The following is a 15,097-nucleotide window of genomic DNA, read 5'->3' as shown; positions in this document are numbered from 1 at the left end:
ATGAATTCTTTTGCTCTTTTTTCCCTCGCCCCTTCGTGGGAGAGGGTCAGGGTGAGGGGGCAACTCATCTTCATCCTCATCTAGTGCAGCTTATGGCACGAGGGTTAATATTAAAATTGATGCAGAACTAAATCTTCAACCATACTTACAATGAATGGATCATCAAAAGGATTCCGATCCTCTCGATAAACCTTTTCTACCGCCTTAATCAAGTTCTCCGGAATCACTAAATCCGGAACTTCTCGAAAGTACAATGCGTTCTCATAATATTGATTGGCTATTTCATAGACCATAACCTGACAGGAACTATAGGCATTGGCTTCTCCAACATTTACACTGCTTTCCCCTAATAATTGAAATGGAAAAACTTTTTTTATAATAACCCCTTCTTTTTCGGCTTCCAGAAGGTAATAAGGGCTCTTTAAATTATAAGCTACCCACATCCCTTCTTGGTTGGTTCCAGTCGAAATGATATCGCCTTCACTTCCAAAAAGAATAACGCTGGCAGCTGCAAAGGGTTTAACCTTTGAACCATCATGGTTATCCAAAGATGATGGAATCATAACCAAACCTATGCAAGGAATATTTTTTTCCATTTTACTTTGGTCCGGAAAAATACAACAGCCAGACAACAAAAGGATCATAAGCAATATTGTCCCTTTAAGTAATAAAAAAAACAATTTTTTAAACAATATCTCCATCCTCCAATATAGAATAACTCTATAAAAATTCCAAATCGTTTTCTATAGGAAAATGGTCCTATTTTTATAGCCATTATGACTATATTACCTGTCCTGAAAATACCAATATTGGTGAAAAAAGAATAAACAAAAAAAGACAAGGCACACCCCCCTTAAATCCCCCCTCAATGGGGGAATATATTCAACAATTCCCCTCCTTGGAGGAGTGCCGTTTACGGCGGGGAGGGTGCTTTTCATTCGTCATCCTGAGGATTCGTTTTTTGAAGCCGTGAGGGTCTCATCTTTTAATCTTTTTCTTTGTAAATACCTTTAAGGATGAGAATCTCGCGCCCTCAGCGCTTTTCGCCAATATTCCCCCTCGCCCCCCCTCAGCCTTTATCGTGCCCGATTAATGTAGCGACATGCCATGGCATGTCGAATCTTGGGCCTTTCACCCTCATCCTCACCTTCTCCCATCCAGGGAGAAGGAACTCTGAATTCTTTTACAAATAATGATAATATTATGAATTATGAAGAAACATCTTCTCTTGGTTTTAGAACCTATATCAATACTTTTCTTGGTATTTTTCCTGCTGATCTTCTCTGTTTCAGCACATAGCTTGGTTCAAAACCAAGAATGGCTTCTCAATCACCTTTCCAAAAATCAAAGCTTAACAAAATACACCTACCAGGTTATAGCTACCTATCCCCATGACCCCCAGGCATTTACCCAAGGCTTGATATTTCATGAAGGCTTTTTATACGAAAGTACCGGATTATACGGCGAATCAAGCTTAAGAAAAATTGACCTGAGGTCTGGAAAGGTTTTATTGGAAAAAAAGATCGATGAAATTCATTTTGCTGAAGGTCTTACCCTTTTTAATAACCTTCTAATTCAACTCACCTGGAAATCTCATCTTGGCTTTTTATACGATGTTGACACCTTTGAGCATATCGGTTCTTTTGATTTCCCTTACGAGGGTTGGGGAATTACCCATGATGATGATAATAATAATTTAGTTATCAGTGATGGATCAGATACCCTTCGTTTTTTAGACCCAAAAAACTTTTTGATAACCAAGGAAGTTCAAGTCCATTTAAATGGTCTAATGATTAATCAACTGAACGAATTAGAATTTATCAATGGAACAGTTTATGCCAATGTTTGGCACACTGACCTTATTCTCATCGTTGAACCAGATGATGGCGAAGTCATAGGATGGATCAATTTAACCGGGTTAGAAGAACAAAGTGATCTATCGAAAAATGTACTCAATGGAATAGCTTTTGACCAAGCCAACAATCGTTTCTTCGTTACCGGAAAACTTTGGCCCCATCTCTATGAAATACTGTTAATCGAAGAAAGGTAGTTTGAGAGTGAGTAATTAATTAGTTAATAACCCGAGAGATATAGAACCAGATAGGCGGCAAAAATTGAAACAACCACGGTGAGAATAATTTCTTTTCTAAACCAGGAAAATAGAATAGCCGCAATAATACCAGCAATTGCCGCCCAAGGAAAACCAGGAATTGCCATAACTGCTCCGGGAAGAATCAGAGTGCCTAGTGCTGCATAAGGGATAAATCTGAGAAACTTTTTGACGAAGCCAGGTAGGTTCCATTTTGATATAGTCACAAAAGGAAGATAACGAGGGAAAAAGGTAACTACCATCATACCTATAATCAATAATATAACGTTCATTGAGCCTCCTCCTCATCTTGACCCATCAGAAGAGCTCCTAAAACAGCAGCACTGAAAATAGCAATAATAATATTCCAACCAGTTGAAAAAACTTGTAACCAGGTGAGGAGTGAATGAATGAATCCACCAATACCGGCAGTTATGGCAGCTGGATAGAATTTTTTTGCTTCAGGAATAAGCAAAGCTATAAAGAGCGCATAAAGAGTAATTCCCATACTGGCTTGAATAATGGGTGGAATGATTGCTCCGAACAAATATCCAATGACCGTTCCCCCAACCCAACTTATATAGGCAGAATACTGCAAACCAAGAATAAAATGTTTTTTCTGATTTTGTTTTTGAGTTGAAAAATAAGCAAATGATTCATCGGTTATACCAAAGCTAATAAAAGGGAGCCAATGATGTTCGTGGGTTGGGAATAGGGTTGATAGATAGGAACTCATTAAAAAATGACGAAAATTCATAATAAAGGTGATGGCAATAATCTGTAAATGAGCTACCCCCAGAGATATCAATTGTAAAGCCATGAATTGACTGGCACCGGCAAATACCAGCGCAGAAAAAAGAAACGATTCTAACAAGGTTAAACCGGTGGCTTTTGCTAATAGCCCAAAAGTTATCGCAACTGGTATGTATCCGATAAAAATCGGAAGTGAGGCCAGAATGCCTTTATTGAGCTCATTGGAATGTTCGGTTTTATCTGGAAAAATGTTGTTTGCCATCATGAGCATGAGTATAATGGGAACAGGCAGGAAATATCAATATAGTGTTATAGAGGATTTTCTTTGATTTTTGTTAATTCACTTCTTTTTTGAGGGATAACCATGACAAATACTGTTCAAAATTTTCCCAGCGGTCGTCCAGGAGTACAGCGAATTTTGGAACCAATACTTCTCCTTTTTCTTACAGAAAAACCCTCTTATGGTTATGAGCTTTTAGAGAGAATCCGAAATGTTATACCTGGATGGGAAGAACCTGATGTTGGAGCTTTGTATCGCTTTTTAAGACGTTTAGAAAAAGAACAACTGTTAATATCTAATTGGTCGGTGGAAAAAATTGGACCGGCTCGACGTGTTTATCATATTACGGAATGCGGCAAAAAATATCTTCAGCTCTGGATGGAAAGGCTGGAAAAAAACCGGCAGCTTATTGATTCTATCCTCGATCATTATAAGAAAATTGATATCTCAAAAACACCTAAAAACTAAATTAACTTCTGCTTGAAAAAGATTTCCTCCCCCAATGTATCGAATCAAAACGGCAGGCTTCAATACAAGCTCCGCAAGCAAAACAATCTGACCGCCATCTTTTGTTGTGCAATATGTCCTCCATTGCATTTCCCGGACAAGCTTTTACACAAAGTTGACATTGTTTACAGGTTTCAAGATTAATAACCGGTTTATTTAAGGATTTTTGTTCAACTATCCAGCTAATGAAACCGAAAGGACAAAAGAAATGACACCAAGGTCGATAAATAAAAACCGAAAGGATTAAAACCGCTGACACGAAACTCATACCTAAAATAACCGGCTGAGAAAAAGACCAGCGGAAAATTCCAAAAGGATCAATAAAAGCGAGCCAGTCGATTTTCCACACAACTAAACCAAGAATCAACCCCACAAAAAAGAAAAGCCTTATAATCTGAGAAAGACGGATGGGTGGTTTCCTTTTCCGAGAAGGAACTCGGTAAAGAAGGTCCTGCAACAACCCAAATTGGCATCCCCAACCACAAATCGATTTGTTTGACCACCAGGAAACCAGCAAAAGAATTACAAACACCAATAATATTGCTGGTAACAGTCGTTGCTGCAAGAATACATTTTTTAATAGATTTCTTAAAGAACTAACCGGATTGGGCTCAACTCCGTAGATAAAACCAAAAATTATCACTCCTCCAACAAGAAAATAATTACGTACCTTGGATGTAACTTTATTTTTCCTCAAAAAAGAGGTACTTACTATGGCTATCAACACCCATAAAACAATTTTTGAAATCATCCACGGATTCATCTGAACCGGCATTTTGCCACCGCCTAAACCTTAAAGAGTCATTACTATATGTATTTATCATATATATATTTTTTTCTGATGTCAACTTTTATTGTCTCAATTTAATAAAATGTTTCCATTCCTTATATTAATTTTATTCTCCTCAATCTTTAAAAAATCACTCTTTTCATTTACACTGATAAAACAAATACCATCACCTTGGAGGGAATGGCATGAATGAGCGCGAAAGGGTGCTGAATGCTCTTGAATTCAATACCATTGATAAAGTTCCTCACCACTTAGATTTTACTGTTCCAGCTCGTAAAAAAATGATTCAATACTTGAATGACCAAAATTTTGAACAAAAAATCGGCAATCATTTGGCTTTTACCAAGGCACTGCCTCCCGATGCTTTTCAAGAAGTAAAACCAGGGTTTATCCGTGATGAATGGGGCGTAGTATGGAATCGCACCATTGACCCGGATATTGGAAACCCGATTCCGGTCTTTACCCAACCGAGTTTCAAAGGGTATCGATTCCCCGATCCAGACGATCCCAGACGCTTTCAAGCATTACCAGCTTTTTTAGAAAAAAATAAAGATAAATTTTGCATTTTAAAAATGTCTTATTCCCTATTCGAACGGACCTGGTCTTTACGGGGAATGGAGAATGTCCTCACTGATATGATTACCAATCCCGAATTCATTGAAGATTTAATGGACCAGATAACTCAATATAATCTGAAAGTCATATCAAAAGCACTGGATATTGGATTTGATGGAGTTTATTTTGGTGACGATTGGGGTTGGCAACGGGGACTCATTATGGGACCCGCCATGTGGAGAAAATTTATTAAACCTCGAATGGGACAGATGTATGCTTCCATTAAAAACAGAGGGAGAAAGGTTTTCCTCCATTGCTGCGGAAAGGTTGATGAATTGTTTCCCGACCTCATTGAAATAGGTCTTGATGTGTTCAACCCCTTCCAACCAGAAGTGATGGATATCTTTGCAATAAAAAAACATTATCAAGGCAAATTATCCTTCTATGGTGGAATTGGAATCCAAAGCCTCCTTCCCTTTGGGACGGTTGATGAAGTAAAAAGAGGAGTACAAAACATTTTAGATGAAATTGGCAAATATGGAGGATATATAGCTTCTCCTTCTCATGCTCTTCCAAAAGATATTCCTTGTGAAAATATTATAGCTATGTTAGACGTACTCAATAACCAATCGTAGTTTTAATAACTATGAATTGAGGGGTTTTTCAATTCATAGTTTTCTCTTATGGTTCATTGCTCATATCTATTGATCTATCAATTTAAGGAGGCAAAATGAGGTGAAAAGGAAAACCTCTTTTTTCATTGTTCTTTTAACCATTGCTCTATTCCAGATCATTTACGCTATTTCCTTTGCCGAACCCATAACCTTTACTCTTATCCATGTAAATGATACCCATTCTCATCTCGATCCCGAAACCGAAATTCTACCAATTGATGGAAATCCAACCCAGGTCCAATTGGGCGGATTAATTTTCTTAAAAACCGCTCTCGATCGGATATCAGCTGCCGATAAAAACATCCTATTCTTACATGCTGGTGATGCAGTGCAAGGAACTATGTATTTTATAAAATTTAATGGTCAAACCGATCAAATCTACTTGAATCACATGCCTGTAACCGCAATGACTCTGGGCAATCATGAATTTGATCGCACTTCATCTTTTTTAGCAGAATTTCGTGATGGGTTATCCTTTCCAGTTTTGTGTTCTAATATCGATACCAAGGCTGACCCTGATTTAAAAGGTAAATTCGTTCCTTATCAAGTTTATGAAATTCAAGGTGAAAGAATTGGAATAATTGGTTTAATTACACCGGAAGTCATAACTGGTTCTAGTCCGGGAAAATCCGTTCAGTTTTTCTCACCAGTAGCTCGAGCTCAAGCAGCCGTTAAGGACCTTCAAAGGCAAGGAATCAATAAAATAATTGTTCTTTCCCATATTGGTATTGACGCTGATATTCAATTAGCTCGGTCAGTAAGGGGGATTGATTTGATTGTTGGTGGCCATTCACATACTTTAATGGGTGATTTTAAAGCCTTTGGTTACAAAGCCAAATACCCATATCCGGTCATTGAGACGTCTCCCGATGGAGGAAAAGTTCTCATTGTTCAAGCTTGGGAATGGGCAAAGGTTTTAGGAAGAATCCAACTGAGCTTTGATGATGAAGGAACAATAATGAGTTATAACGCCCAACCGCTTCTCCTGATAGGGAATATTTTTGAACAAAAATGGCAAGACACCAATCAAGACGGAGTTATAAATACCAAAGATGACTATACTCCAATTACTGCTCAAAATGCTCCAGATAAATATCAATCAATTCTTCGGTACATCATTCAGAGCGGTCAGGTTGGGATCTTCATCCCTTCAAATTCAATGAAAGAAATCTATACCCAATTTTCTTCTGGATTATTGGAACTCAAAAACACTGTGATCGCCGAATCTGCCGAAGATTTAATACGAAACAGCAACAACTCAGGCCCTGGCCCTCTCATCGCTTTAAGCATGTTGAATAAAACATCATCCATGGGGGCTCAAGGTGCTCTCCTTAATCCCGGAGGGGTCCGTACCGATTATGAAGCTGGTGAGATTACTGTTGGAATGGTTTACGATTGCCTTCCCTTCCAAGGAACTCTGGTTCTCTCTGACCTTTCTGGCCAAGAACTTACTCAGGTTTTAGAGGATATGGTTAATCATTCGATATCCAAAAAAGCCTATAATACCAACATTTATGCCTATATAGCTGGCTTCCGCTTCCATTTAAATCCTTCCCTTCCTCAAGGCTCCAGGATTTCCCGCATTGAAATCAAGCAATCCGATGGGAGCTACCAACCCTTGGAACTTGATAAAACCTACCGATTAGTCACCAATAGTTTCCTGGCTCAAGGTGGAGATGGTAATAGCGTATTAGAAAAAATCCCTGAAAAACAGGATACCGGCCTAATAGATGCCGACGTTTTTCTTGAGTTCATCCAAGGCGCTACCCTAAAAAACCCAACTGAAGAATTAGTTTTAATCAAAGAATAATCTGTTACAAGAAGACAATAAAAGAATATAGATCTAACCTGTAAATACCATCAAATAAATTCTTTCATCTGTCATCCTGAGCCCTCGATTTGTGAGGGCGTGAGGATCTCATCCTTTAAAGGCTGTGGAATTGGGGAATCGTGGAACTGTGGAACTGAAAAAGATGAGATTGCCACGTCGCCCAACCAAAAATCGGTTGAACTCCTCGCAATGACGGATTTAGAGATGCTTTTCACCCTCATCCTTACCTTCTCCCATCAAGGGAGAAGGAACTTTTAGTCGTCATTGCGAGACCTGGTTTTTTGAGGTCGTGGCAATCTCATAAGACATTTTTTATTATTTTTTGACTATAGGCTCATCCTCTGATTTCTTGAAAAATCCCTTTTTCTGTAAATATTTTTGGATCGTACACCTTCACTCCTTGAACCACTCGATGAATAACTCCAGTCTTACTTGGTGAATCGGGTTTGAAGCCGAGGTGAAGGGATTTGAATAGACCCAACAATTGCCCAATCATGACCAAGACAGGTGGAGTCAGAGAGTCGGGAAGAGCTGGTTGGGAATCACTCTTGATATCAATCACCTCATCTCCATATCGACTGATTTCATCATCCAGTCCCTCTCCGATGAGAATGGTTGTTTTTCCCAACTCCTGCTGTCGGATTTCCTTCAAGAGTTCCAGTTCATAGCGGCGAACATAGGGATCAGAAGCAAGAAAAGCGACGACCAAAGTTTGCTTATTGATGACCGCTTTTGGTCCGTGGCGCACATCAAGGAAGGTGTTGTACCCACACATGATCTGTCCGCTGGTGAGCTCCTGGAGTTTGAGGTGGGATTCAATAGCTGTTCCATAGTGACTGCCACTTCCCAAAAAGACTGCTCTTTGGAAATCACTTTCAGCGGTTTTCTTGACCACTTCTGAGGCCATGGTCAGCACTTTTCTTCCAGCCGCCACCAGTTGGGGAAGCTTTTGGGTGTACTCTTCAGGGGAATGAATCTGGGAACAGGCTTGACCGGCAATCACCATATTGCTAAACGAGGCCGTCATGGCTAATCCCCGGTCATTGGTCTTCTCATCAAGATCGATGACCAGACTGTTGGGATCGTGCCGTGCTCTTCGGGCTAAGCCACCCTCTTTATTACAGGTAATCACCAGATGACAAATGGAATCGGAGAATTGATTGGCAATCTCATAGGCACCACAACTTTCTGGACTGTCTCCTGATCGGGCAAAGGAGATCATCAGCGGATTGATATGGGCAAAGTACTCCTCAGGATGGGTGACTAACTTCCCGGTTGAAACCACTTGAACCGGAATTGGAAAGTTCTGACGAAATAACCCTTGCAAACAATGTCCGACAAATTCCGAGGTGCCGGCACCGGCTAAATAGATAAGATTCTTCTTCTTTTCTGATACCGAGTTAAAAAGCTCAGTTAACCTTTCTCGGTATTTGAAGACTCTTTCAACACTGGAAGCCCATAGATCCACTTGGTCATGGATCTCCTGGGGGGTATATTGAATACCCAGAGCTTCTTTTTGGGGATCATCCAGGGAAATGAATGCAGATAAAGGGTTCATCTGTATTTTGTCTCCTTTTCACTAGGTTTTTTTCTATTCATTACATTCATTCATTGTAAACGATGCCAATCTTATTTCCTACCAGAAGTTTTTTACTTTGGAAAATGGACCACTACCAGTTTTGAAAAAAAATCTATTTTATCAACGAGGAAAATGTTGATTTTATGGCTTCCTTTATTTGATGAGGCGTCAATTTAAAACTTGTCGAATTTCCGGTTCAAGGGTACAATAACAAAACAAAACCCACTTTATGATGTGAATGGATTAGACATATATGAAAAAATTACTTCTCTTTATAATATTAATATCCTTATTTTGTTTCTTCAAAGAAAATGTTGCAAATGGTACACAAATTTTTGCTACTCCCAACGCAACCATAGAAACAGCTTGGGAAGAAACCATTGAAAGCCTTCAAAAGAAAATAGATGATGTAATTCCTCAGATCAATCTTTCAGCCCGTTCAGAACAAACCGAAACTGCACAAAAATACGGGATAACCATAGAAGAACTTCAAATCAAAACCAATAAATTAAGAGACCTCCAAATCACTTATCAACAGCACAAAACCGCCTTGGAAAAAAACAAAACTCTTCTTCTTGAAATTCAAAAGATGAAAGAAAAAAAAATTGATGACCCGTCTTTGGAAATATCACAGAAACCACCTTTTAATTTAAGCATTTATGATCAATATCTTGACCAGATAAATGATATCCAGCAACAAATAGAATCAGTCAATTTTTTAAAAAATATTGCCAGCAGCAACCTAATTCAAGCAAAAAGTCGTTTGGAAGAAAGTCAAAAAGTCATCAGAAATCTTCGTGACTCAGCTCAAACCTCTGGGACTTCATCCACAACTCCTCAACCGAATTTAAACTGGTCGCTTGAAATCGCCCTAATAAATGAACAACTTTCGCAAGCTACTTACAACTATCAAAAAGCTCAACTGAACAACATAGAACTTGAATTAGAACTGACTCAACTTAAGAAAGCATCCACAGAAAGCCTTATCACCTGGATAAAAAGTAATCTTCAATTTGATCAATCTGATATAGATCGACATATTGAAGATTTAGAAAATCATTCTTTAACAGTTCAGGAAAAAATCGAAAAAATAAGAGCACAACAACTAACCAACGATAGGGAATATTTGAATATCCAAAACCAGATTGAGGAAACAACTCGAGAAGAAGAACTGATGGTATTCAATTCTCAATTGCGAGAACTTGAATCGTGGAGAGATTATAATCAAAAAACTTTGGATATGTTAGAAGGAAAGCTTTTTTATTTAAACCAATTGAAACAAGCGTGGATCACTCGAAATACTCTTTTAGCAGAAAAAGAAGAAAAAGACCCTATTGAACTTCGAGAAAAAAGGGAAGAAGCTTCCAGTCTGCTTAAAAATTTAGAAACTCTGATTACCAGACAGCAGCAAATTCAAGAAAATACCCAAAATCGGATCTTAGCCCTCCAGAAAGAATTAAGCAATCAAAGTCAAGACCTCCCTTTTCAATTAAAAGACCACATTACATCAAGTCTTCGTGCTCGAGAAGAATTAATGGGAGAAAATCTTGAATATCTCTCTTTTTTAATGTCAGCTCAGCAGATTTTTGAACGTTTAGTAGCAGAAATCAACTCAGCAGTAGGCAGTATTCAGATCGCCCAAAGAGTTACTTCTTTTTGGAAGGATCGGCTTCATTCTTTTTGGAATATTGAATTATATGTTATTGAAGATAATCCAGTTACCGTTCGTAAGGTTATTTTAGCAATTTTAATAGTGGTTATTGGACTATTACTTATCAAATTTTTCACCCGATCACTCCAAAAAAAGATTGCTCAACGATTCGATATAGAAATGAACACGGCTAGCGCAATCAAACGAGTGGTTAATTACTTCTTCATGTTAATGATTGTTCTCTTTGCTCTTCGTACCGTTAATATTCCGCTCACTGCTTTTGCTTTTTTAGGTGGTGCTTTGGCTGTGGCTATCGGGCTCGGATCTCAAAATATTTTTAGCAACTTCTTAGGTGGTTTCGTCATTGTTTTTCAAAAACCAATAAAAGAGAATGACATTATAGAAATCGAGGGGAAAACGGCTTCGGTACAAGAAATTGGATCCCGTTTTACCCGCTTAAAAACATTCGATAATATCGATATTCTGGTCCCAAACAATTATTTTATGAATAACATAATAGTCAACTGGACAAACATTGATAAAACGATCCGGGGAAAAATCACCATTGGTGTAAGCTACTCCTCTCCAGTTCGGACCGTAGAAGCCCTTCTTTATCAAGCCATGAAGGAAAATTTGAAAATCCTTACCAAGCCAGCACCTTTTGTGTTATTTAGTGATTTTGGAGATAGCGCCCTCATATTTAATGCTTTTTTCTGGGTTGACATGAATTACGGGTTTAAGGGTGCGGTTGAGAGTGAACTTCGCTACCGAGTTCTTGAACTCTTTCAAGCCAATAACATTGAAATTTCCTATCCGCAAAAGGATATCCATATCGATTCTTTAAGCCCAATAGAACTCAAAATATTTGAACCAGAAAAACGCGAAGAAAACCAAGAAAGTTAGCTAATTTGCAAACTTTGAGAGAACTTCTACCTGTTGATGAATTTCTGAACAAATTTTTCGCACCACTTCGATACATTTTTTAATAATTTCTTCAGAATTCTTTAGAATATAAATCTGTACAGCAACATCGCTTGAACATTGAGTATCTTTAACTATTTGGGCGATATCCTTATCATCACTCTGAAAAGAATAAGAACAAGTATAAACACCACGATTATCATGGCTAATAGAAAAAGAAATATTATTATATTCAAAGGTAAAATTTCTCTCTCCAACTGAAGCTATCTTGGCTAAAGCCGTGAGAAATCTTTTGGTTTCTATGATTATTTCTTCAATAACCGAATTATAGGCATAGTTTAAGTCTTTCAAAGTCAACATTTCATTTCTGAGCTCTACAATATACTTTGAGTATCCAATGCTACTCATTTGTTCACCCCCAAATTTTATTTTATCATTTTTCTTTTATCCTTTCATTCTTTTTTCATTCGCCCCCTCTCCCATTCTCCCCCTCGCCCCCTCAGCCTTTATCGTGCCCGATTAATGTAGCGACATGCCATGGCATGTCGAGTCTTGGTCTTCAACCCTTATCCTCACCTTCTCCCATCAAGGGAGAAGGAACTTTGAGTCGTCATTGCGAGACCTGGTTTTTTGAGGTCGTGGCAATCTCTTCAGTCATCTTTTATTATGTGTGGATTTGTGGAATTGGTATAAATGAGATGCTTATCCTGTCCGGTAAAACGCTACCTTCCTCAGGATGAAAGAATGGCTCAATGAGATTGCCACGTCGCATAGGACGCTCCTTGCAATGACGGAGCAAGAAAAAAAATCAAATCCCCCTTACCCCCTTTGCTAAAGGAGGAGATTGATTGGTATTTACATATTTTCATTGTTATCTGGTGCTATTATGCAACATGAAGTCCTATCCTGAAAATACCATCTTATAAATTCCCCCATTGAGGGGGGATAAAGGGGGGTGTGCCTTTAATCCGTCATCCTGAGGCTTCGTATTTAGAAGCCGTGAGGATCTCATCTTGTAATTTTTTCTTTTATCCTTTCATTCTTTTTTCATTCGCCCCCTCAACCTTTATCGTGCCCAATTAATGTAGCGACATGCCATGGCATGTCGTATCCTGGGCTCTCATCCTCGTTTGATACAACAAAAGCAGTTTTTGACCAAAAAACCAAAAACTGGTACAATCTATACCGTCTAGACGGTATAGATTGTAAAGGAAATCAGATATGAATTCAGAAGTTAATTTAAGGGATAAAATTTTACAAGCAGCTTGCAAGCTCATTGAAGAGCAAGGTATGACACATTTTACCTTAGAAAACATTGCCCAACGTGCAAATGTAAGTAAGGGTGGACTTTTATATCACTTTCCATCCAAAGAGCTTCTGGTCCAAGCTATGTTAGAACTATTTCTTAAAGAACTAAAAAGCTCTTTAAGAAAAGATATTTTATTGAGTAGTCAAGAAAATGATAGAACTATCCAATCAATTAATTGGTTAAAAAACTATATCAATGTCTGTTTTAACCAAAAAATTCACTTAAATCAATACAAATATGCAATATTGGCAGCCTTAACAATGGATCCAAAATTCTTACTTCCGGTTCGAAAGTTTATCAATGAGTCCCAAGAAGAGATACTATCTTTGGATTTTTCAACTTTAGCTACCATAATTCGTTTAACCTGTGAAGGGTTATGGCTTTCTGAGTTATTTGGGTTCCAGATGGTCGACGATAAAACTCGAGTCAACATAAAACAAAAACTTTTCGATTTACTTGACGACTTTGAACTTCACTCTATCCATTAAAACATACGAAATAATAAACATATAAAAGGGAGATATAGTATGAAAATCTTGCTAGTCAATCCACCCTCACCAGGCATTTATAATTCCGTGGGTCTTAAGCTCCCCCCTCTTGGATTAGGTTACTTAGCTTCGGTTTTGCAAAAAAACCGTCATCAGGTTAAAATCCTTGATTTACAAGTTGAAAAAAAGTCCAGCTTGGAACAAGAACTTGCCAACTGCGATTTAGTGGGAATTACCTGTGAGAGCAATAAAATTTTTAAAGCACTTGATATCGCAACAATAGCCAAACAAAGGGGTTGTATAACCGTCATGGGAGGTTATCATGCCACTTTTAGAGATAAAGAAATCCTTTCCTTGGGTATTGTTGACTATATCGTTAAGGGCGAAGGGGAATATACTTTTACTCACCTTGTGCAGAATCTCGAAGATAAAAAAAATATTCATAACCTCCCAGGTATTTCCTACCGGAAGGACAATGTCATATTTGAAGCATCCATTCCCCAACCACCTGATAATTTAGATGACATTCCTTTCCCTTCAAGAGACCTTCTTCCCTTAGGGAAATATTGGATGACTCAAATTGAAGGCGAACCATTAATGAATATAGTAACCAGCCGAGGATGTCCGTTTGCTTGTTCTTTTTGTGCGTCATCTAATTTTGCTGGAACCCGTTGGAGAACTCGTTCCATTGAAAATATTATGGCGGAATTAGAGCAACTTTATTACGATTACGGGTATCGTGGCTTCGCTTTCATGGATGATAATTTTACCTTAAAACCCGAACGCGTTGAGCTCATGGCAGAAAAAATCCAAAAAAATCAGATGAACATTAAATGGTGGTGCTTTTCACGCGTGGACACTATCATGAATAATGTTTCCATCATTAAAAAAATGGCTTCAGCCGGTTTGAAAATGGTCTTTTTGGGACTTGAAAGTGCCGATCCTCAATCGCTGAAGGATTATGGGAAGAAAATCACGACCGAGATTTCAGAAAAAGCCATTAAAGTCCTTCATTCCAACGGAATCAAGGTCCTAGGCTCATTTATTCTTGGAAACATCCACGATACTCAAGAAACTATCACGAAAACAATTGAGTATGCCAAAAAATTGAATATTGATATCGCTCAATTTTCAGTACTCACTCCATTTCCCGGAACGAAGTTTTTTCAAAACATGATGAAGGAAAACCGAATTTTTACTTGGGATTGGAAGCTTTTTGATGGCGCTCATTCAGTCATCACTGGTGATTATCTAAAACCCCGAGAAATCCAGAAAATGATTCTTTCCGCTTATATTGATTTTTATCGGCAAGGAAAACAAATTTCTAATGTTTGGGGCTTTATCCGGAAGTTTGTTAATACCCATGTCCCTTTCATTAATACTTATAAAGAATCCTATTATCAACGCAGAAGAACGCCCTTATTAACTAAGAAACAAAGCACCGTTCAGCAGCAAAGAACCTTTTCCTAAAGAAAACAAGTAAACTGTTACACTACTCGATTTTTTATTTTCACTCTGGTTCTACCTAAGAATAAAGAATATTTTTTACTGATCAAGGTATAATTAGGAAAGACATCCATGACGAACAACTGCATCAGAAGAGAATGAAAATTGCTTATATAGAAATGAATCTCCCCCTTTAGCAAAGGGGTATGATCCGGACACATAGG

General features: G+C 38.1%; 13 protein-coding genes. 7 read left to right on the top strand and 6 right to left on the bottom strand.

The genetic code is table 11. The annotated features are described in order from the left end of the window. Window positions 1-110 precede the first annotated feature (110 nt). Window positions 111-692 (bottom strand): hypothetical protein, encoded by a 582-nt coding sequence (locus tag RT761_RS05610; protein ID WP_218113089.1) that lies wholly within the window; start codon window positions 690-692, stop codon window positions 111-113. Between the two features lie 518 nt (window positions 693-1,210). Between RT761_RS05610 and RT761_RS05605 the strand changes: the two genes are divergently transcribed. After that, window positions 1,211-2,050, top strand: coding sequence for a glutaminyl-peptide cyclotransferase (locus RT761_RS05605; RefSeq protein ID WP_218113088.1), 840 nt, complete (start codon window positions 1,211-1,213; stop codon window positions 2,048-2,050). A 23-nt stretch (window positions 2,051-2,073) separates the two neighbouring features. Here the strand turns inward: RT761_RS05605 and RT761_RS05600 are convergent, their stop codons facing one another. Both RT761_RS05600 and RT761_RS05595 read right to left on the bottom strand, forming a co-directional pair. Beyond that, window positions 2,074-2,382: an AzlD domain-containing protein gene (locus RT761_RS05600; RefSeq protein ID WP_218113087.1), complete on the bottom strand. Its 309-nt coding sequence runs from the start codon at window positions 2,380-2,382 to the stop codon at window positions 2,074-2,076. Continuing rightward, entirely contained in the window at window positions 2,379-3,104 is a 726-nt protein-coding gene (locus RT761_RS05595) for an AzlC family ABC transporter permease (RefSeq protein WP_218113086.1), read from the bottom strand. The genes RT761_RS05600 and RT761_RS05595 overlap by 4 nt, the downstream gene beginning before the upstream one ends. A gap of 102 nt (window positions 3,105-3,206) precedes the next feature. Here RT761_RS05595 and RT761_RS05590 point away from each other — a divergent pair, with 102 nt between their 5' ends. Then, complete coding sequence (locus RT761_RS05590; RefSeq protein WP_218113085.1) at window positions 3,207-3,590, top strand: PadR family transcriptional regulator; 384 nt, start codon at window positions 3,207-3,209, stop codon at window positions 3,588-3,590. Between the two features lies 1 nt (window position 3,591). Here RT761_RS05590 and RT761_RS05585 read toward each other — a convergent pair whose 3' ends face one another. Further along, entirely contained in the window at window positions 3,592-4,404 is an 813-nt protein-coding gene (locus RT761_RS05585) for a 4Fe-4S binding protein (protein WP_218113084.1), read from the bottom strand. A gap of 200 nt (window positions 4,405-4,604) precedes the next feature. Here RT761_RS05585 and RT761_RS05580 point away from each other — a divergent pair, with 200 nt between their 5' ends. Then, window positions 4,605-5,609 (top strand): uroporphyrinogen decarboxylase family protein, encoded by a 1,005-nt coding sequence (locus RT761_RS05580; protein ID WP_218113083.1) that lies wholly within the window; start codon window positions 4,605-4,607, stop codon window positions 5,607-5,609. Between the two features lie 100 nt (window positions 5,610-5,709). Then, complete coding sequence (locus RT761_RS05575) at window positions 5,710-7,458, top strand: bifunctional metallophosphatase/5'-nucleotidase (RefSeq protein ID WP_218113082.1); 1,749 nt, start codon at window positions 5,710-5,712, stop codon at window positions 7,456-7,458. Window positions 7,459-7,813: 355 nt separating this feature from the next. Here RT761_RS05575 and RT761_RS05570 read toward each other — a convergent pair whose 3' ends face one another. Then, window positions 7,814-9,037, bottom strand: a complete 1,224-nt coding sequence (locus RT761_RS05570; protein ID WP_218113081.1) for an SIS domain-containing protein — start codon at window positions 9,035-9,037, stop codon at window positions 7,814-7,816. 274 nt (window positions 9,038-9,311) lie between these two features. On the opposite strand from RT761_RS05570, the gene RT761_RS05565 reads away from it, so the two are divergent. Beyond that, on the top strand, window positions 9,312-11,612 hold the full coding sequence (locus RT761_RS05565; protein ID WP_218113080.1) for a mechanosensitive ion channel domain-containing protein: 2,301 nt from the start codon (window positions 9,312-9,314) through the stop codon (window positions 11,610-11,612). On the opposite strand, the gene RT761_RS05560 is transcribed toward RT761_RS05565, so the two are convergent. Then, entirely contained in the window at window positions 11,613-12,038 is a 426-nt protein-coding gene (locus RT761_RS05560; RefSeq protein ID WP_218113079.1) for a hypothetical protein, read from the bottom strand. Window positions 12,039-12,851: 813 nt separating this feature from the next. Between RT761_RS05560 and RT761_RS05555 the strand changes: the two genes are divergently transcribed. Both RT761_RS05555 and RT761_RS05550 read left to right on the top strand, forming a co-directional pair. Next, entirely contained in the window at window positions 12,852-13,427 is a 576-nt protein-coding gene (locus RT761_RS05555; RefSeq protein ID WP_218113078.1) for a TetR/AcrR family transcriptional regulator, read from the top strand. Between the two features lie 39 nt (window positions 13,428-13,466). Next, the gene (locus tag RT761_RS05550) at window positions 13,467-14,897 is read left to right on the top strand and encodes a B12-binding domain-containing radical SAM protein (protein ID WP_218113077.1); all 1,431 of its coding nucleotides are present in this window, start codon (window positions 13,467-13,469) and stop codon (window positions 14,895-14,897) included. Window positions 14,898-15,097 lie beyond the last annotated feature (200 nt).

It is taken from the genome of Atribacter laminatus (genome assembly GCF_015775515.1).
Taxonomy (GTDB): domain Bacteria; phylum Atribacterota; class Atribacteria; order Atribacterales; family Atribacteraceae; genus Atribacter; species Atribacter laminatus.
The sequence above is the reverse complement of the archived record's forward strand: the minus strand, read 5'-3'. Positions and strand labels throughout refer to the sequence as shown.